The 23,312-nt window shown below is 68.3% G+C and carries 18 protein-coding genes and 5 pseudogenes; 13 read left to right on the top strand and 10 right to left on the bottom strand.

Translation table 11 applies throughout. The features are described from left to right. The first annotated feature begins 52 nt into the window (after window positions 1–52). Genes ACFO3J_RS25160 through ACFO3J_RS25170 form a run of 3 tightly spaced genes read left to right on the top strand, consistent with a single transcriptional unit; the run spans window position 53 to window position 5,116 of the window. Window positions 53–1,954 (top strand): ABC transporter ATP-binding protein, encoded by a 1,902-nt coding sequence (locus ACFO3J_RS25160; protein ID WP_386433474.1) that lies wholly within the window; start codon window positions 53–55, stop codon window positions 1,952–1,954. Further along, window positions 1,951–3,711, top strand: a complete 1,761-nt coding sequence (locus tag ACFO3J_RS25165) for an ABC transporter ATP-binding protein (RefSeq protein WP_386433478.1) — start codon at window positions 1,951–1,953, stop codon at window positions 3,709–3,711. The genes ACFO3J_RS25160 and ACFO3J_RS25165 overlap by 4 nt, the downstream gene beginning before the upstream one ends. A 19-nt stretch (window positions 3,712–3,730) precedes the next feature. Continuing rightward, entirely contained in the window at window positions 3,731–5,116 is a 1,386-nt protein-coding gene (locus ACFO3J_RS25170; RefSeq protein WP_386433481.1) for a salicylate synthase, read from the top strand. A 138-nt stretch (window positions 5,117–5,254) separates the two neighbouring features. Here the strand turns inward: ACFO3J_RS25170 and ACFO3J_RS25175 are convergent, their stop codons facing one another. The 3 genes and pseudogenes from ACFO3J_RS25175 to ACFO3J_RS25185 all read right to left on the bottom strand — a co-directional run. Next, window positions 5,255–5,692 (bottom strand): Fur family transcriptional regulator, encoded by a 438-nt coding sequence (locus tag ACFO3J_RS25175; protein ID WP_386433484.1) that lies wholly within the window; start codon window positions 5,690–5,692, stop codon window positions 5,255–5,257. A 368-nt stretch (window positions 5,693–6,060) separates the two neighbouring features. Next, window positions 6,061–6,363 carry a hypothetical protein gene (locus tag ACFO3J_RS25180; RefSeq protein ID WP_386433487.1) on the bottom strand — a complete coding sequence of 101 codons (303 nt, stop codon included), beginning with the start codon at window positions 6,361–6,363 and terminating at the stop codon, window positions 6,061–6,063. A gap of 657 nt (window positions 6,364–7,020) precedes the next feature. After that, window positions 7,021–7,266 (bottom strand): annotated as a pseudogene (locus ACFO3J_RS25185) (IS256 family transposase); the annotation flags it as partial. A gap of 200 nt (window positions 7,267–7,466) precedes the next feature. Here ACFO3J_RS25185 and ACFO3J_RS25190 point away from each other — a divergent pair. Beyond that, window positions 7,467–7,922: a hypothetical protein gene (locus tag ACFO3J_RS25190; RefSeq protein WP_386433490.1), complete on the top strand. Its 456-nt coding sequence runs from the start codon at window positions 7,467–7,469 to the stop codon at window positions 7,920–7,922. Window positions 7,923–8,514: 592 nt separating this feature from the next. Continuing rightward, the gene (locus ACFO3J_RS25195) at window positions 8,515–9,624 is read left to right on the top strand and encodes a hypothetical protein (RefSeq protein ID WP_386433493.1); all 1,110 of its coding nucleotides are present in this window, start codon (window positions 8,515–8,517) and stop codon (window positions 9,622–9,624) included. A gap of 256 nt (window positions 9,625–9,880) precedes the next feature. Here ACFO3J_RS25195 and ACFO3J_RS25200 read toward each other — a convergent pair whose 3' ends face one another. Beyond that, window positions 9,881–10,219 (bottom strand): hypothetical protein, encoded by a 339-nt coding sequence (locus ACFO3J_RS25200; RefSeq protein WP_386433496.1) that lies wholly within the window; start codon window positions 10,217–10,219, stop codon window positions 9,881–9,883. Between the two features lie 232 nt (window positions 10,220–10,451). Between ACFO3J_RS25200 and ACFO3J_RS25205 the strand changes: the two are divergent. From ACFO3J_RS25205 to ACFO3J_RS25235, 7 genes and pseudogenes are all read left to right on the top strand, one after another. Beyond that, window positions 10,452–10,724, top strand: a pseudogene (locus ACFO3J_RS25205) (hypothetical protein). After that, a pseudogene (locus ACFO3J_RS25210) lies at window positions 10,684–11,225 on the top strand (DUF6879 family protein). Before ACFO3J_RS25205 ends, ACFO3J_RS25210 begins: the two co-directional pseudogenes overlap by 41 nt. 24 nt (window positions 11,226–11,249) lie before the next feature. Then, window positions 11,250–12,100: pseudogene (locus ACFO3J_RS25215) on the top strand (DUF5753 domain-containing protein). 96 nt (window positions 12,101–12,196) lie between these two features. After that, the gene (locus ACFO3J_RS25220) at window positions 12,197–12,370 is read left to right on the top strand and encodes a hypothetical protein (RefSeq protein ID WP_386433499.1); all 174 of its coding nucleotides are present in this window, start codon (window positions 12,197–12,199) and stop codon (window positions 12,368–12,370) included. A 663-nt stretch (window positions 12,371–13,033) separates the two neighbouring features. Then, entirely contained in the window at window positions 13,034–13,354 is a 321-nt protein-coding gene (locus tag ACFO3J_RS25225) for a PadR family transcriptional regulator (protein ID WP_386433502.1), read from the top strand. Between the two features lie 718 nt (window positions 13,355–14,072). Next, window positions 14,073–14,267 (top strand): hypothetical protein, encoded by a 195-nt coding sequence (locus ACFO3J_RS25230; protein WP_386433505.1) that lies wholly within the window; start codon window positions 14,073–14,075, stop codon window positions 14,265–14,267. A 257-nt stretch (window positions 14,268–14,524) separates the two neighbouring features. Continuing rightward, window positions 14,525–15,018: pseudogene (locus ACFO3J_RS25235) on the top strand (winged helix-turn-helix domain-containing protein); the annotation flags it as partial. 700 nt (window positions 15,019–15,718) lie between these two features. On the opposite strand, the gene ACFO3J_RS25240 reads toward ACFO3J_RS25235, so the two are convergent. The 3 genes from ACFO3J_RS25240 to ACFO3J_RS25250 form a co-directional block, all read right to left on the bottom strand. Beyond that, complete coding sequence (locus ACFO3J_RS25240) at window positions 15,719–16,945, bottom strand: tyrosine-type recombinase/integrase (protein ID WP_386433510.1); 1,227 nt, start codon at window positions 16,943–16,945, stop codon at window positions 15,719–15,721. Continuing rightward, window positions 16,946–17,233 (bottom strand): helix-turn-helix transcriptional regulator, encoded by a 288-nt coding sequence (locus ACFO3J_RS25245; RefSeq protein WP_386433512.1) that lies wholly within the window; start codon window positions 17,231–17,233, stop codon window positions 16,946–16,948. A gap of 810 nt (window positions 17,234–18,043) precedes the next feature. Beyond that, window positions 18,044–18,232 (bottom strand): hypothetical protein, encoded by a 189-nt coding sequence (locus ACFO3J_RS25250; RefSeq protein ID WP_386433515.1) that lies wholly within the window; start codon window positions 18,230–18,232, stop codon window positions 18,044–18,046. Window positions 18,233–18,258: 26 nt separating this feature from the next. On the opposite strand from ACFO3J_RS25250, the gene ACFO3J_RS25255 reads away from it, so the two are divergent. Continuing rightward, window positions 18,259–19,509 carry a tyrosine-type recombinase/integrase gene (locus ACFO3J_RS25255; RefSeq protein ID WP_386433518.1) on the top strand — a complete coding sequence of 417 codons (1,251 nt, stop codon included), beginning with the start codon at window positions 18,259–18,261 and terminating at the stop codon, window positions 19,507–19,509. Window positions 19,510–19,812: 303 nt separating this feature from the next. On the opposite strand, the gene ACFO3J_RS25260 is transcribed toward ACFO3J_RS25255, so the two are convergent. The 3 genes from ACFO3J_RS25260 to ACFO3J_RS25270 form a co-directional block, all read right to left on the bottom strand. Next, the gene (locus tag ACFO3J_RS25260) at window positions 19,813–21,252 is read right to left on the bottom strand and encodes an argonaute/piwi family protein (protein ID WP_386433521.1); all 1,440 of its coding nucleotides are present in this window, start codon (window positions 21,250–21,252) and stop codon (window positions 19,813–19,815) included. Window positions 21,253–21,260: 8 nt separating this feature from the next. Continuing rightward, on the bottom strand, window positions 21,261–22,445 hold the full coding sequence (locus ACFO3J_RS25265; RefSeq protein WP_386433527.1) for a DUF4365 domain-containing protein: 1,185 nt from the start codon (window positions 22,443–22,445) through the stop codon (window positions 21,261–21,263). 62 nt (window positions 22,446–22,507) lie between these two features. Beyond that, window positions 22,508–23,143, bottom strand: a complete 636-nt coding sequence (locus tag ACFO3J_RS25270; protein WP_386433524.1) for a transposase — start codon at window positions 23,141–23,143, stop codon at window positions 22,508–22,510. Window positions 23,144–23,312: the final 169 nt, after the last annotated feature.

Here is a 23,312-nt window from a genome sequence, read left to right on the forward strand (position 1 = left end):
AGCCGCCCCCGTCCAGGCGACCGTCCCCCCGGTGCGCCGCATCCTGGGCCGCGTGCGCCGCCCCCTGCGCGCGGCCATCGCCCTCCAGGCCGTCGCCGCGCTGTGCGGTGTCGTGCCGTTGGTGGCCATCGCGGTCCTCGCCACCCGCCTCACCGACGGATCCGCTCCGACCGGCGGGCGGACCTGGCCGCTCGTCAGCCTCGCATGCGGCAGCGGACTCGCCGCCCTCGCCCTCGGCTACGCCGCCAACGTCGTGAGCCATCTCGCCGACAACACCCTGCAGCTGAGCCTGCGCCGCGACCTCGCCCGCCACATCGGCCGACTGCCGCTCGCCAAAGTCACCGACATGACCTCGGGCGCCATCAAAAGCGCCGTGCAGGACGACGTCCAGGCATTGCACATGCTGGTCGCGCACACCCTTCTCGACGTCACATCGCTGCTGACCGCACCCACCTTCGCGCTCATCTATCTGTTCACCGTCGACTGGCGGCTCGCGCTGCCGAGCCTCGCACCACTCGCGCTCGGAGTGTTCCTGTTCGGGCGCGCCATGGCGGGCGCCAAGGAGCAGATGGCCGAATACGGCGCGGCGCAGGCACGGATCACCACGGCCGCTGTCGAGTTCGCGACCGGTATCGCCGTCGTCAAGACCTTCGGGCGCGGACGCAACGCGTACGAGCGATTCGTCGCCGCCACCGAAGGTTTCTCGCAGTTCTTCACCCGCTGGGTGCGCCGCACGCTGCTCCCTTCGACGGCAGCGCTGCTGGTGGTCACGCCGGTGGCCGTACTGCTCGCGTCGGTCTGCGTAGGAGCGGCGCTGGTCACCTCCGGTGCGATGCCGGCCGCGGACCTGGTCGCATTCGTCCTCATCGGACCGCTGATCAGCGCGCCCATGGGGGTGGTGGGCTCCCGTATGCAACAGCTGCGTGCCGGGCAGGCGGCAGCGCGACGTATCACCACTCTCCTCGACACCCCCGCGCTGCCCGAAGCGGAACACCCTGCCGTACCCCAGGGATCGCGGGTGGCACTGCACAACGTCTCCTTCTCCTACGACGGCCGAGTCGACGCCCTCACCGGCATCGATCTCGACCTGCGCCCCGGCACGGTCACCGCTCTGGTAGGCCCTTCCGGCTCCGGCAAATCGACGCTCGCCGCCCTGCTCGCACGCTTCCACGACGTGACGGCGGGCAGCATCACCCTCGGCGGCGCGGACATACGTGACATCCCGCTGACCGAGCTGTACCGGCACATCGGCTTCGTGCTCCAGGACGTACGGCTGCTGCGGGCGAGCGTCGCGGACAACATCCGCCTCGGCCGCCCCGATGCCACGGACGACGACGTACGCCAGATGGCACAGGCTGCCCAGATCCACGACCGGATCCTGGCGCTGCCCAACGGATACGACACCGTTCTGAACGGCGGAACACACCTGTCGGGAGGCGAGTCACAGCGCATCTCGATCGCCCGCGCTCTACTCGGGAACCCCCAGGTCATCGTGCTGGACGAGGCGACGGCCTTCGCCGACCCGGGCTCGGAGGCGCTGATCCAGGAGGCCCTGTCGACGCTGGCGGCAGGCCGCACCCTCCTGGTGGTGGCGCACCGCCTGGCGACCGTGGCGTCGGCCGACAGCATCGTCGTACTCGACGCGGGCCGCATCGTCGAACAGGGCCGACACGAGGAACTCCTCCGCCGGAACGGCCGCTACGCGCAGATGTGGCGCGCCCAGGAAGGGCGGCCGCCGGATCGATCCGGGGCGGAGGCCGCGACAAAGGCGCACGGATCGGCCCGCGACGGCGTGGCGGACAGGTCCGCCACGCCGGCAGCCGACGCAGCCGATCCGGTTGCCGAAACCTCCCCCCGGGCACCAGCCCCGGCGCCGACTGCCGAAGAGCCGGGTCATGCGGGCGCCGACGAGCCCGAATCCGCCGTATCCGACCGGAAGGCCGCCCGCCCGTGATCCGCCAACTGCTCCGCGCCCTCGGCCCCGAGGACTCAGGACCACTCAAGCGGCTCCTGATCCTCCTGACCGCTGCGGCTGTCCTCCAGGGTGTCGCCTTCGCCTTGCTCGTCCCACTGCTGCGTACGCTGCTGGGGCCAGATCCCCACGACGTGTGGCCGTGGCTCGCGGCCCTCGGCGGCTGCTCCGCGGGCTACCTCGCCGTGCAGGCTGCCTGCCTCAGCAGCGGGTTCACCGTCGGCTCCGGGTTGGCCCGCGCCTTGCACCACCGGCTGGCGGACACCGCACTCGCACTGCCCGTCGGCTGGTTCACGCCCGGCCGCGCCGCCGAACTCGGAAGCCTCGCCAGCGGCAGCGTCATCCAGCTCATGAATGTGCCGGCCCACCTGCTGCGCCCCTGCGTCGCCGCCCTGCTCACTCCGGCCACCCTTGCGGTCGCGACGTTCTTCTTCGACTGGCGGGTCGCTGTCGCGCTGCTGGCGTCCGCGCCCGTCCTCGCCGCCGTGTACATATGGAGCACCTCCGTCGTGCAGCGGCTCGACCAGGGCCGTGACACGGCGAGTCGGGAAGCGGCTGACCGTGTCCTGGAGTTCGCCCGCAGTCAGCCGGTCCTGCGGGCCTTCGGCCGCGCCGCGGAGGGCTACACGGAACTTGATGACGCCCTCCTGGCTCAGGCCCGCGCCGACCGGGCGTTGATCGTGCGGGGCACTCCGGGACTGGTCACGTTCGCCTTCGCGGCACGTATGGTCCTCGCCCTGATCCTGGCGTTGACGGTGGAGCGGCTGCTCGACGGCTCGTTGACCGCCCCGACCCTGATCGCGCTCGCGGTACTCGCCGCTCGGTTCGTCGACGCTGTGTCCGCTGCGGGGGATCTGGGGGCCGGGTTGAGGACGGCGCAGAACAGTCTTGAGCGACTGAACTCCGTACTCGGCGAGAAGCCTTTTCCCCAACCGTTCGCGGGACAGAGACCTGCGGACGCGTCGGTGCTGTTCAGCGGCGTGACGTTCGCCTATCCGAGCACTGACCGCGGCTCCGAGTCGCACCCGTCCGCTCCGGTTCTCGACGCTGTGACGCTGCGCCTGCCCGCGCCCGGAGTCACCGCGCTCGTCGGCCCCTCAGGAGCGGGCAAGACCACCGTCGCACGACTACTGGCGCGCTTCTTCGACGCCACAGAAGGCACGGTAGCCATCGGCGGTGTCGACGTACGGGACATTCATCCCGACCAACTGACCGCGATGGTGTCCTTCGTTTTCCAGGACGTCTTCCTCTTCGGCGGCACGATCGAAGACAATGTCAGGCTCGGCGATCCGGCGGCCACAGACGAGCAACTCCGCAGGGCCGCAGCCCTTGCGGGCCTGGACCGTGTTGTGACCGAGCTTCCCGACGGCTGGGCCACACGTGTGGGCGAGGGCGGAACCGCGCTCTCCGGAGGCCAGCGGCAGCGGGTTTCCATAGCCCGCGCAGTCCTCAAGGATGCGCCGATCCTTGTCCTCGACGAGGCGACGGCAGCTCTCGACCCGGAGAACGAGAGCGTGGTCGACGCCGCCGTGTCGTCGCTGGCACACGAGAAAACCCTGCTGGTGATCGCACACCGGTTGCGCACCGTCCAGACCGCCGACCAGATCCTCGTTCTGGAAGACGGCCGGATCACCGAGCGCGGCACCCACCGCGAACTGCTCGCTGCGGGTGGCACCTACACCGCCTTCTGGCAGCAGCGGACCACGACCGAGGGCTGGCGCCTCGGCGCCGCCTCCTGACACGGAGACACTTCCCGCCATGAGCACCACCACCGAACACACCACCGCCATCTCCGCCTGGGCCGCCGATGTCCCTCTGGCCCTGCACCGCATGTCGATGCCGTACGCCCAGGATCCCATCCAAACCGCCGTCGCCCTGGTCACCGCCGGCATCGGCGACCCCTACGTGCTCTACGAACGTGCGGGCGTCGTGCATGTCGCCGCCGGTGCGTCCGCTGTCCTGCGCGCGTCCGCCACGCACCTCACAGCGCACACCGCGGACGGAGCCTGGACCATCCCCACAGCCGGTCGCCCGCTCGATCGGATCGCCGAGGCACTCCAGGCACTGGCCCAGGCGCAGCAGGACGGCAGACGAGCATACGGCTGGGCCACCTTCGAACTGGCCCACCAACTTCACGGAAGGGACGCCGGCGAGGACACCCTGGTGCACCTCTTCCTACCCTGCGTCGAAGTGGCACTGAGCCCCGGCCGGGCGACAGTTCGAGCAACGGACGCGGACTGGCAGCGGAAAGCCGCAGACCTCCTGACGACCGCACCCTCCCATCACGCGCCGGCGCCCGGCACGCGCCCGGACTCCGACATGACTGCTGCCGACCCCTCCCACTACCGCGAAGCCGTCGCCGAGATCATCGAGGACATCAGGGCAGGCCGCCTCGACAAAGCAGTTCTCTCGCGCAGCGTGCCACTCGGCCACATCCCCGTCGATCTCCCCGCGACCTACCTGGCCGGGCGGGCCGCCAATACCCCCGCCCGCTCCTTCCTGCTCGACCTGGGCGGCTGGCAGGCGGCCGGCTTCAGTCCGGAGACCGTCGTCGAGGTCGGACCCGATGGCAGGGTCGCCACCCAGCCACTCGCCGGCACCCGGGCGCTGGGCCCGGACACCGGCGAGAACGAGCGACTGCGCCGCGAACTGCTGGCCGATCCGAAGGAAGTACACGAACACGCCATCTCCGTCCGCCTCGCCTGCCGGGAGATCGCGGAGGTCTGCCGACCCGACTCGGTCGTCGTGGAGGAGTTCATGGAGGTGAAGGAACGCGGTTCCGTCCAGCACCTCGCTTCCATGGTCTCCGGGAAGCTGCGGGACGACCTCGGCCCCTGGGACGCGCTGGGCGCCCTCTTCCCTGCGGTGACAGCGACAGGAGTGCCCAAACGCCAGGCACTCGCCGCACTGTCCCGGTACGAAGACGGGCCGCGAGGGCTGTACGGCGGGGCTGTGATCACTGCTGACACCGATGGGGCGTTGGACGCGGCGCTGGTCCTGAGGACGATCTTCCACCGAGGGAGCACCACATGGCTCAGGGCGGGAGCTGGCATCATGGGCGGATCCACGCCCGAAAGGGAGTTCGAGGAGACAAGGGAGAAGCTGCGCAGCGTGGCGCCCTATATCCGACGCCCGGGGGAGTGACTTGCCTTTACCAGGGCGTGTGTGAGAAGTGGCGTCGTCCGCCCGAAGGGCGAGTCCTGCGGCGTCCGGAAGATGCGATCGCCCGGCGGTGGGGGCACCTCCCGGCGACAGCTGGGGGAGGGACTACTCACATACGTATTAAGCGGGCAGGGATCCGGTCCCCGTCCGTGCCGCTCGCGCGCACTCCGTGCACGTGCCGAAGACCTCCATGGTGTGGGATATCGCGACGAAGCCGTGCTCGGCGGCGACCGCGTCCGCCCATCCCTCCACGGCCGGCCCGGCGACCTCGATGGTCCTGCCGCAGTGGCGGCACACCAGATGGTGGTGGTGCCCCTTGGAGCAGCGCCGGTAGACCGATTCGCCGTCGGCGGTCCGCAACACGTCGACGGCGCCTGCGGCCGCCATCGCCTGCAGTGCCCGGTAGACGGTGGTCTGCCCCACCGCGTTGCCGCGGAGCTTGAGTATGTCGTGCAGTTCCTGCGCGGTGCGGAACTCCTTCGTCTCCACCAGCACCGCTTCCACGGCCGCGCGCTGCCGGGTGGACCGGCTCCGCGCAGGGTGCTCGGCGGCGTCCATGAAACCCCCCTCGTCGCCTACGGCGGTGTTTGCTCTTCACTCCTGGCTATGACGGATGGCATCCAGCACGATATGCGCCACGTGCACGTCCGTCAGCGAGTAGGTCGTCGCCCGGGCATCCCGGCGTGCGACCACGATCCGCGATGTGCGCAGTATCGGGAGGTGCTGGGATACCAGCGGCTGCGTCACCCCCGGGGCCGAGACCGGTTCGTGCACCTGACGGCCGCCCTAGGCCAGTTCCCTGACGGTCCCCATCCGCACCGGCGAAGCCAGCGCCTTCAGCAAATCGCTGGCAGCTTGTAAGGGGTCATCAGGAGGATCGCCGTGTGCGGAATCTTGATCATGAGGACCGACTGATCCGGAGAGGTTCAGTGGTCGTCCCAGTGTCCCTCGTGCTGAGCGTGCCGGTGCCCGTCGTGGACATAGTCGGTGTGTGCCTCGTGCGGGACGGCTACATGGCCGCAGTCCGGGCCGTGCCCGTGGTCGTGGCCCTCGTGAGGTGCGTGCCGCGAGGTGCCGCACTCATCGACGTGGTCGCCGTGGGTCCGGTGCAGGTGGCCGTCGTGCGCGTAATCGACATGGCCCTCGTGCGGCACGGCTACGTGCCCGCAGCCCTCGCCGTGCCGGTGAGCGTGATCGGGGTGCGGCCGGTGTTCAGTCGCCGTGGACATGTGTTCGCTCCTTGTCTGGTGCCCCGAGGGCAGCCATGGTTTGTCCAATCGTGACATCAGTATATAGCAATGTCTGCATGTCTAGTTCGGGATCGCGACCGGTGGAGTTTGTCGTGGTAAGACGGAAGCGATAATTTCGGGAGCTTCCGCATGGCGACGCCCCTCTTCCATCACACGGCACAGATCCGGCGGACGAGCAGCGGCGGACGGCCGACACGCGCACAGCGCCGCGTCCAGGAAGGCAGGCGCGGAGGCGTGGGCCCGGTCCTTCTGGCTCCCGGACAAGACGCGAGTTGCACGGTCTTCTCACCATCGGGGCCCGGCCAGTGGGGGGACGCAGGCGGAGCCCGACAGCTTGCGAGCCTGAATTCCCCTCGGGTCGGCTGAGCCGCACGTACCTCATGCCGTTCTAAACTTGACTCTGTCGGGGATCTTGGTTGCGCCGTGAGGCGCTGTGGTTCGAGTGGAGGTGAAAGACCGTCACTTCTGCCTGTCGCAGCAGGTCAGTGTAGCTGAGGGCAGCCTGACCCGGGTGGTGCCGGGGAGGGCGGGAGCGGCCCTGACAAAGCCGGAACGTACCAGTACTGCCAGATGGTGCGGGTCCGGCGAGCGGGACGAAGAGGAGTATGCGAGGAACCGGCGTAACTACGTCCTTCAACTGCCGGCACCGGCCGGGTCGTGCTTCGCGTAGCCGAGGTGGTCGGTCATCCCGCCTTCGAGGGCGGACTCCAGTACCCGCTTGGTCAGTTGCTGCAGCAGCCCGCCCTCGCCGGTCAGCTGCAACCCACCCGCACGGGCCCGGTCGACCAACTGCCCGATCAACTGCTCGTCCAGCAGGTCCGCCGGCTGCACAACCGACCGGACCTCATCAACCGCCCCAACCGAGACACTCACGTCGCTCATCAGGTGCTACTTCCATGATCGGGAGTTACACCGAAGACCGTACAGACCCGTGATGCCTCATGCAGTCCGTCGCGAGCTCCCGGTGGTAGCGGGCTGACGCGGTCCGGTGGGTACGCACTGGGCCGCCGACCGGGCTGTGCGGCTTGGCCCAGGCCGTGCTGCCCCCTGGCGTCAACCGGTTGTCGGGGGCTCAGGCGGCCATGGAGAGCCTCCACAGTCACGCTGGGAGCTGGAGGCATCTGGTGGTAGACACGGCGGGTCCGGCGGGGAAGTTCGGTGTCCCGGACCGCAAGGGCGGGATGGGCGGTATCAGCTGGCGGCGGACCGAGGTGGCCTACCCGCTCACCGCTTCGGGGAAGCGAAATTTCCGTGCGGGCGTGGTGTACCGGGATAAGGGCTGTGGGGTGCCGCTGCTGATGGTGGAGGCCGACCGGTACACCGAGACCGGCACTGTCCTGGCGGACAAGGACTACTACCGCCGGCTGGTCTACGACCGTTCCATGCCCGCCATGGAGGTGTCAGGCCGGGAGCTGCTGATTCTCACCTCGGTTCTCATCTCGCCGCTTCTTGCCGTTTGCCAGTCGCAGGGTCCTGACGTGCCGGTCAGCAGGGCGGAGCGAGATCCCCGTGGGACAGCCGACGAGAAACCGGCGTGACAGAAAACGCAGGACAGTGGAGCGAGACTCAGCAGCAGCGACGGCCGGGCGATGGCGCCGATGGCGGACTGGGTGGTCTGAAGCAGACTCGGGAGGACCGACGGGTTCCATACGCGAATTGGAGACCGCGTGGGCCTTGATGGCGGCAGGCGTTCCGCAGTGACTTGGCCTTCCTCGGGGCCGACGGCTCAGCCTCGTGGTGCTGGTCGGCTGCGCACAGCAGGCTCAGGGCTTCGGACGGGGCGGACCTGGGTTTTCTTTCCGGGGGTGGCTGGTTCGTGTGGTCGAGGTGTCCTGGGGGCCGCTGAGGGGAGAATTCGCGTCCGTTCCCAGTCCCTGGACGGTCATCTCGCGGGCGCCGTGGGGCGGTTGATCCGCTGGGCCGGGGGCGGGGAGGATTTCGGGGCGCCGGGGTTCCCATCGGCTTCGTCAACGGAGGACGCACGTGCAGATGAACATGAAGAGGCGATTAGTCAGGCGGGCTGCGGTCGCGGCCGGTGTCGCTGCTCTGAGCGCCGGGCTGCTCATGCCCGCGGCACGGGCCGACCCGCCGGTCACCTCGCCATCGTTGCCTTTCCGTGAATTGGTCGGTGTGGGGTCCGGCACGACCCAGGACGTGATGAACGGCCTGAGCAGTGTGATCCCCGACCCGGACGGCAATCCTAGGCTCCTGGTGATCGGTTCGTACGACGCGGTCAACCCGGCGACCGGGCTGCCGAATGACTACATCGTCACCCGTATGGGCCACGCCTCCCTCCTGCGTCCCGACGGCTCGTTCTGGGGCATGGTCGCGGTCCACGACGACATCGTGGCCGGGACGGGCAACTTCGACTTCGCCCGCTCGGACATCGGGCCCAACGCCACCGGCCCCTATACGTTCGTCCCGTTCGCGCAGGACGCGGTCACGGTGGCGGTGAAGTCCGGCAGCGCCCTGCCCGGCAACCTCGTCTACAACAATCTCCCGTACCCCTACCCCCGCTCGGACCTGAAGCGGGTCTACAACTGCCTGGACATGGCGGGCAACCCGCTGCCGGCCGGGGTCTTCCCGACGATCAACGGCATCACCGTGCACCCGCTGGTACCCCAGGCCGGCTCCGGTCTCTGGGCGCTGTGGGCTTCCACGCTGGGCTTCAGCACTTATGGCGAGTCGCTGCCGCCGTGTGTGAGCAACGTCGCCAAGGACGGCCGCCCGGTGCAGGAGAACGATGGGAGCGCGCTGCAGCGCACAGTGGCCGTGGACCATGCCGAGGACCTCATGCCGTTCTCGGTGGCCTCGTGGATCGGCCAGTCCGGCTCCGCCACCACCCACGCGCAGGACCGCCGGCACGGGGCGCAGCTGCGTTCGGTCGACAGCGTTGCCCCGACGACCGGCCCTGCCACCGCGCCCGTACTGAACACGGCATTCCCGATCCGCAATGAGGTCTACAACATCTTCCTCACCTCGCGGCTGGCCGAGGCCGACATCAAGAAAGCCTTCACCAGCTACCCGGCCGGCCCGGGCACCCGGGCGCACACCGCCAGTATCTGCGACAACACCGTCAGGTACGACATCGACACCACCCCGGGCGACGGGGCGGACGACCTGACGGCTGCCGGCGTCATCAGCAGGTACGGCTTCGCCCCGGTGCCGGACTGCGGCTCCGCCACGCTGACCGGCGACCTCATCTACCGCTTGTCGCAGCGGCGTGCGCTGCCCCGATGACGCGTGACGGAGGGGATACGGGGTGATCCGAGGTGGCCGGCCTTCGCCCGCCGCTACGGCTTCGACCCCGCCCCGCCCGGTGCAGTGGGAGGTAGAGGCGCTGGAGTCGGCCGAGCTCCAGCGCCTGGTCCTGGCCGCGGTCGGCCCCTGCGTCGACCGCGATGTCCTCGCGCGGCAGGTCGCCCGCAGGGAAGAACAGCGCCGCGCCCGGGCGTCGTTTGTTCAAGGCTGGGGCGCGGCGGGCGGGGCGCAGCGGCTATCGCTGCATGGGAGCCTGGGCGGCCTGGGCGAAGTGAAGCACCGCCGCCTTCGCTCCGGCGGCGACTTCGTCGGCCAGGTCGCTGCCGCGCTGGCTGCCGGGGTGTCTTTCGAGCCAGAGCATGGAGAACTTGATGATCTGGTCGATGTCGCTGGGGCGCAGCAGGATCGCTTTTCCGGCGTGCAGAGGCTCGGGGGCGCGGTGCTGCCACAGCCGGTAGAAGCGGCCGTCCTCTTCGTTGAAGCTGAGGTGTCGGTCACCGTGCGGGTTGATCAGGTTGGTGGTGAAGGGCATATCGCCCGGGCCGGGCTGCCAGGGCTTTTCCTGCTGACTCAACGCTTCCTCCGTCGCCTTCGGTGGTCCAGCACGCCGAGTGTGTCAGCGCGGGCCCGGGCCGGACAGGGTTTCCGGCTACTCCGCCAACGCGGGGCCGACCGATCGGAGGCCGGGCAGGTTCTCCGTACCAGCCGCGCGAGCTGGCTGCGGCACCGGACTTGACCAACGGCCTGCGCACACGGGACGGTCGGTTGGGCAACTGTGCGCAATCGGCTCGACACGGGAGCACGCGATGACGTTACGGTTCGTGGGGATCGATCCGAACACCGGGTGCGAGGGATCGCCGACGGTGTGGGTGGAGGAGAGCGCGGATCTGGTCCTGCAGGGCGAGGAAGCCGGAGAGCTGCTGAGGACTCAGGTCGGCTCCATCCAGTAGGTGCCCGGTCACGCGGCGGGGATCCCCGCCCATGAGCGGGTGATCCTGATTCCGGCCCGCATGGTGCCGATCTTGAGGGAGGCGTGCGATGCGGCGGAGCGAGCCGCTGGACACCGCGACGTTCGCTGATCTCCTGGCGGCCACCGGGTGCAGCGCCGTGCATCTGGAGATGCGCGACGTCTACGCGGTGGGCGGCGAAGCCGCGGACTTCGAGGACTTCCTGCGCACCGGCACGCCGAACCTGGATCCGGCCCGCTCGTTCTGGCCGCAGTGGATGCCGCTGGTCAAGGGCGCGGTCGCCCGCGGCCTGGTGATGCGCCGCGCGAGGATTGTCTCGGAGCCGGTCACCGACTACATCCGCCACGAGCACGTCATCACCGCACTCAACCTCCTGGCCGGGGAGGACGTGCGCTGGCTGCCCCGCCGGCGGGCGTCCGACATCGCGCTGCCCGGCAACGACTTCTGGCTCCTGGACGGCCGGCTGGTGCAGTTCCACCACTTCACCGGCAGCGGCGACTGGGCCGAACCGGGCCGGGTGCGCACCGAGCCCCGGCCGTGGCCGCGCTGTGCGCCCACGCGTTCGAGACGGTCTGGCAGCGCGCGGTTCCGCACGAGCAGTACACCGTCTGACCCGGCACCAGGACAGCCGGCACCGTGCCCGACTCCCCGTCGTCCAGCGCTCAGGCCGCCCGCGCGGCCCTCGCAGTGCGCCTGGCCCACCTGATGCGCGAGACCGGGGTCAACGGCCGGGCGCTGTGCGCGCGGTGCGGCTGGCACCTGGCCAAGACCTCCCGCCTCCTGCGCGCGAAAGCCGCCCCCACCGACTCCGACATCCGCGCCTGGTGCGAAGCGTGCGGCGTCGGCGACCAGGCCGACGACCTGATCGCCACCAGCCGCGCCGTGGAGTCGATGTACGTGGAGCGGAGACGCCAGCACCGGGCCCGGATGAGCAGGGCTCAGCAGGACGTCTTCGCCCGCAACGCCGCCGCCCGGGTGTGCCGGGCCTATGTCTCCAACGTCATCCCCGGGTTCTTCCAGACCGCCCCCTACGCCGAAGCGCTGATGCGCACCATCACCGACTTCCAGGGCACCCCCGACGACATCCCCCGAAGCCGTCGCCGCCCGCCTGGCCCGCTCCCGTTTCCTCTACCAGGGCCACCACCGCTTCCTGGTCCTGATCGAGGAATGGGTCCTGCGCACCGGCGTCGGAACCCCCCAGGTGATGGCCGGCCAGCTCACCCACCTGCTCACCGTGATGCCGCTGGCATCCGTGTTGCTGGGGATCATCCCGCTCGGTGCACCGCACACCGTGTGGCCGCCTGAGACGTTCTACCTCTACGACGGCCAGCACGCCGTCATCGAGACCCTCACCGCCGGGATCAGCGTCCACCAGCCCCGCGAACTGGCCAACTACGCTAAGGCGTTCGCCGCCCTGGCGGAGATGGTGGTGTACGGAGGACGCCGCCCGCGCCCTCATCCGGGCCGCGATCGACACCCTGGGGTGAACCTCCGCAATTTTCCGCAACTCCGTTGAGACCGGCCCGCAGCCTTGCGTAGCGTCGAAATCACCGACAGGCCACCAGCCGGAGGGGCGGGGTTGCATGCGCGCGAACACCGGCACGGACGCCACCGCTGCGGTCCCGGAGGCCAGCGGCCCCCGGCCGCGCCGCTACGGCGTTCCCTCCCCGGACCTGCTCGCCCGCGCGGACCGCGGCTTCGCCCTGTTCCTGGAGCGCACCCAGCACCAGGACGACGGAGCCGACGGCGAGCAGTGATCCGCCGCGCAGCCCGGCTGGGAGTTCCCGCGCAATGCTGCGGAGCGGGCTAGGCCGGCCAGCGGCTGGACGCGGCCGGCTCTTCGAGGAGGTGCGTAAGGGCAAGACGCAGCACGGCGAAACGCATGCCGTGCTGCAACTGGCCGTCAGAAAGCTAATCGCAAGAGGCCGCTCCCGCCCCGGACGGTATCCCGGACACGTACGTACCGGTCACCGTGAACTTCGCACTGACCAGCTGCTCCGAGAACCTGCTGACCAATCCGGCATGGCGACCATGTACCCGGATGAAGCCGCACGCATCGCGGCCATCCCAGCCCCAAGACGCGGACTGAGATCACGGCGTCCGGCATGTGCCCCCGGCGTGCGCCGCGGAACCGACGCCCGGGTCCCCAGTGTCACCGAGCAGCAGCAGCGCATCGCCGCCGAAGGCCTCCAAGAGATCGATTCTGACGCCCGATCAGCCGCTGTGGCATTCGATTAGCCTCAGCGATACATGCCGACGCTGTGATCAGCAGCGATGATCGTCCATTTCTGGATCTTTGTCCGTTACGCGCGCAAAGGATCACCTCAAGTGACGTTCATGCCTTAGCTCTACCAAGGGCTTGGTAGAGTTCAGGCATGGTGAAGCGAAATGAGGGTCCGCCTGGCCCTGCTGGACCGCGGATGACGCCGCAGACGCAGGCGGTGTTGCGGGCGTTGCTGGTGAAGCCTACGGAGGAGCTATACGGGTTGCAGATCTGTGCAGTAGCGGAGCTCCCCTCGGGAACGATCCATCCGATCCTGGCGCGACTCGAGTCGGCCGGCTGGCTGGACTCCCGTTGGGAGGAGGTCGATGCAAGTGAGGCGGGTCGGCCACGTCGGCGGTACTACCGGCTCAACCCGGACGGCGCGGAGCGGGCTCGAATAGCCCTAGCGGCTGCGTCGGCCAAGCGAAGTGCGCTGCGAGCGCTGGGCCCGGGCTTGGCTGGAGGCGCTACCTCATGACCTCTGGCAGTTCCCCTGGTGTCCGTGTCCTCGCCCGCGACTCCACCCTCACCCTTGCCAGCGACTTGGCCCTCGCCCTCGCCCGCGAGGTCGAATTTGCTCGCGACCGCGCTCGCGAACTCGAACTCGCTCTTGACCTCGTCCGCCTTGACCGGGCCCGCGAACTCGTCGGTGACCTTGTCCTCCATCTTGATGTTGTGCGCGATCTCGTCCGTGACATTGACCCCCTCCGTGGTCTTGGCCTTGGCCTTGACCTCGTCCGCAGTCTTGACCGCGATGTCGACCTCAATAGCGTCCGTGGCGTCGTTGTCGTGCTGGAGAGGGCCGGAGCCCAGGCGCGGAAGATTGTGGTTGAGCTTGGTGCTGCTGCTGCGCTTGATGGGGTTTTAGCGGCGGGACGAGTGCGGACGGCTGCGTGTGCGGGGTGGTTGGTCCGAGTGGCGTTACGGATTTTGCCCGCGGCCGAGCGGACGCGGTACGCGGAGGAGTGGCGGGGGGAACTGTGGGATCTGGCCGAGGGTGCGGGTCGGCGGCGCCGACAGACGCGGCACGCCATGCGATTGGTGACTCGTGCGTGGCCAGTCCGGACGGGTATCCGTGAAAGCCGGCGCCGTCCTACCAGCGGGGGTTGAGCGCGGTGGGCGGGATAAAGGCCAGGGCCGTGGCCGGGGCAGGAGTGGTGATAGGAGTGGGTGGGGCTGTGGTGGGAGGTCGACCCATGGTTGCAGTAGTGCTCGGTGTGCTAGTCGTGGCGGTGCTGGCACTGGTGGTCTGGACGGTGGCCGACGCCAGCCGTACATGGCGCCTGGCAGAACTGATCCGCGCCTATCGCACCCCGGCCGTCCAACTTCCGGCCTGGCCCGAAGATAAAAATAGCGAAAAGTCTGGGAATTCGCCGAACGGAGCCCAGTAGTGGTGTAAATAGTAGCTGTGAAGTAGACGACTTAATCAGGATTTGGCTCGACGCTCCGGGATGGTTTTCTGTCTCGGAGCAGCTGCTTTTGAAACGGAGGGCAGGATGGAAAGTCTAGCCTCGATCTTGCATGAGCCCTCGTTCGATGGGCGAATTCGAGGGGTCGTTGCAACACTGCTGGTCAGCTGACTACTGAGGTTGAACTCGTGGCGTCGTAGGGGCTGGCGTCCGGTGCCTGGCTGCGGTATCCCGGGAGGATGCGGTATCCGCAAGGTGGCGGGCTGACCGCCGAACGGCGTGGCAGGCGCGAGGGGTTACGGCTTCAGGCGGGAGATCGGTTCGCCGGGGGTGAGGGCAGCACGTCAATCGCCAAAGACCTGCGGGTCAGTGTCCGCTCGGTGCAGCGATGGCGTCACGTGTGGGCTGAGGGCGGTCCGCGGTCCTTGCGGTCGCAGGGCCCGGCGTCGCTGCCGAGATTGAGCGGGAAGCAGTTCGCCCGGTTGGAGGCGGAGCTGGCCAAGGGGCCGGCCGCACATGGCTGGGAGGACCAGCGCTGGACCCTGGGCCGGATCAAGACCGTGATCGGCCGGCGCTTCCACCTGGCCTACACGATCCAGGGAGTGCGCAAGCTGCTGGTCCGTAACGGCTGGTCCTGCCAGGTCCCGGCCCGACGCGCCATGGAACGCGACGATGACGCCGTGGCCGGCTAGGCTCGGGAGGTCTGGCCCAGCGCGGAAGGCTAGCGGCGACCTGCTGGGGAACGTGCTGCCGCCCGGCGCGCTCAGCGGCCTCGTCACGGTGTGGTCCGACCTCGCAGTGGTCGACCCCGCGGCCGCGGGTCCGTGGGGCACCACCGTGCGGTGATCGCCAGCGGTCGTACTGATCGAGCATCGGCTGTTGACTGCCTCCGCCATCCGCAGCGCGGTCTGGGCGGCCGCGAAGTGCATGATGTCGACGACCTCGGCCTCCCGGTGCAGGCACGTACGGGTCGCCTTGGCATGTGGCTCAAGGTATCTGAGCCGGAACGGGGAGCCGGGACCGAGCACGGTCGCGCCCGCGATACGACAACTCACTGCAGCGCACCTGCCTCTCACGCGGCTCTCACGGACTGTGCGTCATGAGGTGTTATCAGGTGTCATGCGGGGTGGATGAGATAGGCCCTGACCTGCGTAATTGGACTGGTGAACACCCATCGCACTTATTTCCGAACGCTGGGGGTCAAGGGGTCGCAGGTTCAAATCCTGTCGTCCCGACGGTGCGAGAAGGGCCCGCTGGGCTGGCGTAAAGCCAGGTCAGCGGGCTCTTCGGCTTGTCGGCAGCGGTTTTCATGTGACGGGGTGTCAGGTTTCTGGGGACCACACCTGGGGACCACGGTCGCGGAAAACCCGCAGGTCAGGGCAGTTTTGTCAGGAGCCGGGACCGTCTCCACCGTGAGCAGGGTTGTCCGGTTCCTACAACCTCCGGAGGGTCGCGGACATGCCGGGGGCGGGCGGCGGGAGGCCGGGGGTGGTGGTCAGGTGGTTGCTGAGGGTGCGGCCTGCGTGGACCACGGACTGCAGGTCGGGGTGGAGGTAGCGCTGGGTGGTGTGCGGGGAGCCGTGTCCGGCGATGAGGCGCAGGACGTGCAGGGGGACGCCGGCGTCGGCCATCCATGTCAGGCCGGTGTGGCGCAGGTCGTGGCGGCGCAGGTGTTCGTAGCCGAGGGACTGGACGGCGTCGTCCCAGTGGGTGGCGTCGCGTAGGACGGCGGTGGTGATGCGTCCGCCTCGGGGGCCGGTGAACAGGCGGGCGTCGGGCTTGTCCCGCAGGGTCAGGAGGCGTTGGGCCACCATGGGGCGTACCTCCTCGATCAGCGGGACGCGTCGGGCGACCTTGCCCTTGGTGTTCTTGTCGGCGAGGCCGCCGGGGGAGGGGGTGGTCTGGCGGCGCAGGGTCCAGATCCAGTTCGTGGTGTCGATGTCCTTGACCCGCACGCCGGAGACCTCGCCGATGCGGGCGGCGGTGCAGGCGGCGAAGGTCACCACGTCACCCCAGCCGGGGTACTGGTCGGCGGAGCGCGCGACGAGTGCTGCGGCGAGTTCCTGGAGGGCGTCCCAGTCGGGCAGGGCGAGGGCGCGGGGGTCGTCGAGTTCGTCCTCGGCGAGCTGGTACTGGCGCTGCCACCCTGTGATGCGGGCGGGGTTGGCGGTGATGAGGCCGTCGTGGACGGCTTGTTCCATGACACGGACCAGGACGGCGAGGGTGTTCTTGACGGTGGAGCGGCCTTCGCCGTCGGCGATCCAGGCGTAGGCGGTGCGGTCGACGGCGCCGTTGGTGACCATGGTGACCGGCAGATGTCCCAGCGCGGGCACGACGCGCAGCCGCCAGCCGGCCAGATACGGGTCGGTGGTCTTGGCTTCCAGGCCGCGCAGCGCCAGCGTCATGTGGGTGGTGCCGTATTCGGCGAGCGTCTGGGTCGCGGTGGCCGGGTTGATTCCGCGGGATGCGGAGGCGAGCAGGGAGTCGATCCACTCCTGCGCCGACTCCTGGTCGGGGTGCATCTGGGCGACCGAGCGGCGCTGTTTGGTGGAGGGGTCGGTCCAGCGAACGCGTGCCTTGTAGGGGAGCTTGCGGCCGGGGCGGTGCTCGATGTCGTGCGACAGCGGGACCGCGATTGGGAGTTGGTGGCGGTAGGGCACTCACGCCGCCCTTCGCCGGGTACCGGGTGCGGTGCGCCGCTCATCAAGCCAGTCCTGCAGGTCGCCGGTGTCGTAGAGGACGACGCGCTCCGACAAGCGGATGAACGGAGGTCCCTGCGGCGGCTGTTCGGCCCGCCACCGTCGCACCGAGGACGGATCGACCCGCAGCAGCCGGGCCACCTCCTCGGTGGTCAGCAGCGGTGACGCCCGCAGCCTTGCCGGGGCGACTTCGACGGGGTGCGGGGGCGCGCCCGTGTCAGTTGTTGGTATGGCGGAGTCCTGCGGCAATGCACTTCCTTGATGTCGGCTTCAGGAACAAGACCCAACGATGGGCGGAAGCCCTTCCAAGTCCAGCCAGGCGGTGGCTGTTCTCCACAGGAGAACAGCCACCAGCTGAACCGGGGTCTCGTTTCCATCTTCATCAGGAAATGCGTTTTGCCTGACGGCATTTTCCGTGTTATCAGCCCGTCGGAAGGCTGTTGCCAGTCGGCCGGGCACTCGCAGCGTGGCACCAGCGGGGCACGTCGCGGACGGAACTGGTAAGCGCGCACGTGACGCCAAGAAGGGGCAGTTGGTGCCTCGGTGCGATGAGTGGGCGCGGCGTCGAGGAGAGAGTGACAAGCCACCTCAGTCGAGAGCGAAGGCCCGCACGCCGAGGAAGCTCGGCGGGGCAAAAAAGAGCAACGGCTCCGGAGGCCGTTGGTTTACAGAAAGTAATCGCAGGTCAGAGCATTATCTGAGGGTACGTCAGTCGGCTCGGCCCACCAATAGCCCACGCTACGTGAATGTCCCTTTTCAGCCGTTTTTTCCTCGGGGTCGTGATCTCGTGCTGGCTGGAGGCCACCTTTGAAGGATTCCGTGGCTCCCGCGGACCATGCGGGTGAAGGGTGGCGTGATGGAGTACAGGGGGCGCACGGGGGGTGGTGCGTTTCGGGGGAGCGCGGGCTGCCCGCGGGCAGTCGTTCATCCTCCCGGCTGGCGGACGGGGGTGGAGAGTCTCCGATGAGGGCGGCGGAGGGCTGTTCCGCTCTGTGGCTGGCCTGCAGATCTCCGTGGCGGGCGCTGGAGGTTGGCTTGCGAGGGTTCTGGGGCTGGGCGTCAATTCGGCGTGGTCCGGGTGCGCTCGAAATGGTGGATGTCTGGCTCGCTTGTGCGGGCATTGATGCGTCTGTCGATCACGAGGAGGCGGGCATGGGTGTGAACGAGGACCGGGACGATCGAGGGGCGGAAGGGGCCGAGCCCCCGGTGGACGAGGGCCTGACTCAGGAAGGCGGGGATGTCGTACACGGGGGCGTGACAGCTCGGTTGCTGAGATGTCGGGCGAGTTCGGCGCGGAGCTGGTGCGGGCCCTTCGTGCCGGGCTGGCGCAGGGTACGGGCTCTGCCTACGGGGCCCGGGGTCCGTCGCAGATGAGCTGGTATGTCTTCGCGACCGAGTATGCGCGGGCGCACTGGCCGGGCCGGGCGGCGAAGACCAGGAACGAGGTGAGTGATGCGCTGACCGCGGTCACCCTGGCGATGCTCTGTGATGTCCCCGGCCGGCCGAGGGAGAACGTGCTGCGGTGTGCGCTGCGCCGCTGGGCCTTTGTGCTGCCGGGGATGGAGGAGGTACCCCGGGAGGACCAACTGGTGCTGGCCTGGGTGGCGAAGGCGTCCCGGCCCCTGATCGATCTGCACGATCCGGTGCTGGCGCGTGCCGTGCTGGAGTCGTTGCGGCGCCGGATCGACGGTGGTGAGGCGGCCGTGGAGACGATGCGCCGTAAGCGGAAGGTGCTGGTGCATGCCCTGCACTACGCAGTCGAGCGGGGAGAGTTGGGTGCCCATCCTCTGGCGAAGGTTCGCTGGAGGCTGCCGAAGGCGGCTGTGTCGGTGGATCCGAGGGTGGTGGCCAACCCGCATCAGGCTCGGGACCTGCTGACCGCCATGTCCTACGTCGGTGGGTACCGGCGGGCGCGCGGTCGGCGGCTGGTGGGTCTGTTCGCCGGCATGTACTACGCGGGGCTGCGGCCGGAGGAGGCCATTGCTGTCGCTCTTCCGGACTGCCGTCTGCCGTCGAGTGGATGGGGGCGGCTGATCGCGAACCGCACTTTGCCGCAGGCGGGCAAGCGGTGGACCGATACTGGTCTGCTGCACGACGAGCGCGGTCTGAAGAACCGGCCGCCGGGGGAGACGAGAGTCGTACCCCTGCCGCCGCACCTGGTGGCCATGTGGCGGGACAGCGTCGCCACGTTCTGCACCGCCGACGACGGGAGGCTGTTCTTCACCGAGCGCGGCGGCATCATCAGCTACTACCGGGTCTGGCAGGAGACCAGAGAACTGGCCCTAGCGCCGGCACTGGCCGGTACACCGCTTGCACGGCGCCCGTACGACCTGAGGCATTCTGCCCTGTCCACCTGGCTGTGCGCGGGAGCAGACCGCGCGGAGGTCGCACAGCGGGCCGGGAACAGCGTTGAGGTCCTCCTGTCCCGCTACGCGAAATGCCTCTACGACCGGCAGTCCATCAACAACCAGCGCATCGAGGGCTTGCTGACCTCCTACGACCGGCCCGCCGATTCGGACGAATAGAGCGCCAACTCGACAGTGGAAGTTCCTCGGCCGGGTGTGGTCGTGATCTTTGTGGAAATGGGCGCCGGGTGGAGAGTTCGTTGACGTTCTGATGCTCCGGGAGCAGAGTGAGGGCCGGCCGGCGGAAGGCATTGTTGCCGAGTTCGAGATATGGTGGGCTGACAGTCGCCAGCGGATCCATCTGAAGCTGCCCGGCCCAAGGGACTTCGCGGACTTCGTCCGACGCTCTCGTCCTCAATGGTCATCCGATGTCAGCGTGCCTATTCGGGACCTCGTGCCTCCGGGTCTTGATGGGCGTACCTACTACATGTAGTAGGCGTAGCGGGTGGCGATTCGGGCATCGGCTGGTAGGTGTTTGAGGATGGAGCCGACGCGGAAGGCGGTGCGCAGGGTGAGCGGGTCGCGTTCGTCGAGCTGTGCGTTGTTCCAGTTCATCTTGGACAGGGCGAGTATGTCGGTGCCGGCGATCAGCGGGTCGGTGCCCTGCGATGCGGATCGGATGAGCAGCGGCTGCGGGACGTACATTCCCGGGTAGGTCCGGAAGTACGGCACCGAACCGCGGGTGTAGAGCAGCAGGGAGCGTGCGTCCAGCTGGACTGTGGTGCCGCGCAGCGGCGGGAGTTGCCCGGTCCGGTACAGGTGCGGGGCGCCTCGCCGCTGGATCCACAGCATGTCGACGTGGTCGATGTCGCGTTCGTCGGCGGCGTTGTGGAAACCTTCGATCTCGCTCGGAGTGAAGTTCGAGGTCTTGTGCACGACAATGCGCGCGGGCTGGTGGCCGTGGGTGCTGCGGTACTCGGTCAGCGCGTCCAGCAGAAGCCGCCGGGCGTCGGCGGTTGGTAGGTGGGGCTGTAGGTCGCTCTTGGATATCTGGGCAGTGCCGCCGCGTACAACGACGCCGTCGCCGCGCTCGTTGAATACCTGTGCGACGGCGGTGTGCAGCTCCTGTTCTTTGGCGGTGCGGTAGAAGCTCACACCGACGTAGCAGGTAGCCATGTCGGAGCTGTGGCGCTGCATGCGCCAGGGCGTGCCGCCCGCTTTGTAGTACAGGGCGGTGTGCAGGTTCCACGCCCTGGTGGCTTCGTCCTGCAGGGGCCGGCCTGCTTGGCTGCCTGTCCTTGCCGGAGTACCGGTCCAGGTCTCCTTGCGCATCAACTGCAGCGGTGCTGACAGCGTGAGCGCGGCGGCTTTGAGCAGGTCGTGGAAATCACCGCCCGTGTCGCGCTCCTCTTGTTCCTCATCGTGTTCGGACGCGCCTCCTGCGGCTGGCGGCCGGTCTTCGCTGTCGTTGAGCTCTTCGGGGCGGGCGCAGATTACGACGCGGCAGCGGCCGGTCTCGGCCAGCGAGCGGGCGGCGTCGGCATAGATCTCTACCGCCTCGGCGGTGGCGGAGGCGAAGTCGGTGCGGGCCAAGCGGCGCAGTTGGCGTTCGGGGATCTCACGGACGAGAGAGTCGTCGAAGACGAGCTCGGCACCGAACGGGGAGTCTGCGGCGAAACCGGGGAACAGCTGGTGCAGGTTCTCCTGCCCGCTTTTCGTGTCTTTGGCCTCGATCCGCTCCTGGCAGCGCAGCAACCAGGAGCGGATGCCGTCGACGGCCTGGGTTGGACCGACTACGCCGATCGGGATGCGGTGTGGCGCGGTCGGGGAGTCGGCGTCGGCGGGGCCGAAAACGCTGATGCCGTAGCGGGGGTCGATGTGCCGGTTTCCCGCGCGAAACTCCAGCTCCGGCTCGTGCAGCACGTGCGCTCTCATTCCGGTAGCTCCCATAGTCCTTCGGCCAGCCCGTTTCCGCCCGGCTTCGGGGCCTCCTGCGGGATCCAGATCGTCTCGTCGATCGCGGCGTCGCAGTCCAGCTCCAGGAGGGGGCCGAACCGGATGCGTTCGTCCCTGTTGCTGAACAGGTTGTCGTCGCCTTGCAGATAGTCGGCCCAGGCGCGTACAAGCTGGTAGACGGCGTTGTTGCGTTCCATGCGTTTGATCTTCTTGACGTACTCCGCGTCATAGAACGAGTCGCGTCGGCCGTCTATGGTGAAGTGGTACGTGGGGTTGATCTCCAGGAACCATTGGCTGCCCCAGCGACGGAAGTACAAGCCGGCGGCATAGTGACGGCAGAAGCTGATCTTGGTGTCGTCGTTCTTGCCGAAGTACGGGGTGAAGAAGCTGCGTCCGCGGCTGCCCCGATAGCGACCCTTAATCCTCCGGTTCGAGCGGTCTGGCGGCGCCTGCATGAAGACGACCTTCTTCTTGGCATGCCAGACCAGCTCGGGATGGTGCGCCGCGCGCAGGGTGAAGTTCAACAGAGACACGAAGCGACGCTGCACATCAGGGTCTTCGGAATTCGCCCAGGAAGCGGTCGGGACCGTCTTCACCGGGCCGTCGACCAGCACGGCAAGCGGACCCTGATCCGGACGGCGCAGTGAGAAGATGCGTCCGGCGGCCAGAAGGAAGCCGCTCTCGAACGTGTTGCTGTTCGAGCGCATCCGCTCCCACGCTTCGCCGCGGTCGCGGCACGGCGTCGAAGCCTCGTAGATGACGGGGGCGAACCCCTCGACGATAAGCAGGTTCGAGATCAGTTGCTCGCTGCTCGCGAGCCGGGGTAGCGGCTCGCCGGCGGGAACGCCCAGAGCCGACAGCCGGCTGAAGACGTCGGGGTCGAAGCGGTCGGCGTTCTTGTCGAACTGGACGACGTGTCGCGCCTTGCGCTCGGGGTCGGCGAACCAGGTGTCGACGCGCTTCCACCATGCCTGCTGGACACGCAGGTCAACGCAGATCAGCACGACCGGCCGGCCCAGCCGAAGCCAGTAATCGATGTGGTCGGCCTTGCAGGTGAACTTGAACCCAGCAGCAGTCTCGCCTGTGAATCCGACCTCTGTGGCCTTCACCTGGGCCAGGACGGCAACCCCGGAGACCTCCCGGTCGGTGTGTCGACGAATGCCTCACCTCGGTATCCGGCCCGCTGCTGGACGCTGCGCTTCGGCATCCGATCACGGCTCCATCAAGCGGGGTGAGGTATAGGCCTCACACTGCTGGAATCTGATTGGCCCAAGCCAGTGTCTGCCAGTTGCCATGCACTGATCCTAGGCGGCCCCACCGACAACGACAGCTTGACGGGCCGGAGCCCATGGCCCGGCGACATGATAACAGGCCCCTGGACGCTCCTGGTTGGGACCGGGAAGGGCCTGCGCGACGTGGTCTGTGCCAAGCGAAGGTTCACGTTTGTCAGTTCGGGATGGTGGCGCCCAGATGGTTGAGGAGCGCATCGGAGACAGCCTCTTCGTAGAGGGCACGATTCGCCTGCTGCATGGCCGGGGCGAGGTCCGGATCCCAGGTGGTTGGTTAAGGTGGCCCGCTTGAGGATGTCGACGTCCTCGCGCAGGCGGCGGTTCTCCCGCCGCAGGGCGGCCAGTTCCTCGCGTTCGCCGCTGGTCAGGCCGTCACGCTCACCCGCGTCGACCTCAGCCTGCCTGACCCAGTCGCGCACCGCTGTCTCGGTCAGATCGAAGTCCTTGGCGACCTGACCCATCGAGCGGTCACCGCGCCGGCACAGCTCGACGATCTCGGTCTTGAACTCCGGCGTGAACGAGCGGCGAGGGCGTGGCTTCTTCTTCCCCGTGCTCTCCATGATGGACATCCTCCCGGGGCAGAACCCCTGATCGCGGATGTCCGTCAAAGCGGATCAAGCCCAGAACCTCGTCCACAGCGCATGGAACTGATCACCGCTGAGAAAGCCTCAGTGAGGCTTTTCCATCATGGCTCTGAGCTGGCCAGATGCAGGGTGAGGACGGCTTTGACGAGGGCGG

The organism is Streptomyces polygonati (assembly GCF_042650325.1).
In the GTDB taxonomy this organism is placed as follows: Bacteria; Actinomycetota; Actinomycetes; order Streptomycetales; family Streptomycetaceae; genus Actinacidiphila; species Actinacidiphila polygonati.

Coding starts and splice junctions, on each gene's coding strand:
- ACFO3J_RS25170 (WP_386433481.1), top strand. CDS start 3,731: ATGAGCACCACCACCGAACACACCACCGCCATCTCCGCCTGGGCCGCC.
- ACFO3J_RS25175 (WP_386433484.1), bottom strand. CDS start 5,692: ATGGACGCCGCCGAGCACCCTGCGCGGAGCCGGTCCACCCGGCAGCGC.
- ACFO3J_RS25180 (WP_386433487.1), bottom strand. CDS start 6,363: ATGTCCACGGCGACTGAACACCGGCCGCACCCCGATCACGCTCACCGG.
- ACFO3J_RS25190 (WP_386433490.1), top strand. CDS start 7,467: ATGGAGAGCCTCCACAGTCACGCTGGGAGCTGGAGGCATCTGGTGGTA.
- ACFO3J_RS25220 (WP_386433499.1), top strand. CDS start 12,197: ATGCGCGCGAACACCGGCACGGACGCCACCGCTGCGGTCCCGGAGGCC.
- ACFO3J_RS25225 (WP_386433502.1), top strand. CDS start 13,034: ATGACGCCGCAGACGCAGGCGGTGTTGCGGGCGTTGCTGGTGAAGCCT.
- ACFO3J_RS25230 (WP_386433505.1), top strand. CDS start 14,073: ATGGTTGCAGTAGTGCTCGGTGTGCTAGTCGTGGCGGTGCTGGCACTG.
- ACFO3J_RS25255 (WP_386433518.1), top strand. CDS start 18,259: ATGTCGGGCGAGTTCGGCGCGGAGCTGGTGCGGGCCCTTCGTGCCGGG.
- ACFO3J_RS25270 (WP_386433524.1), bottom strand. CDS start 23,143: ATGTCCATCATGGAGAGCACGGGGAAGAAGAAGCCACGCCCTCGCCGC.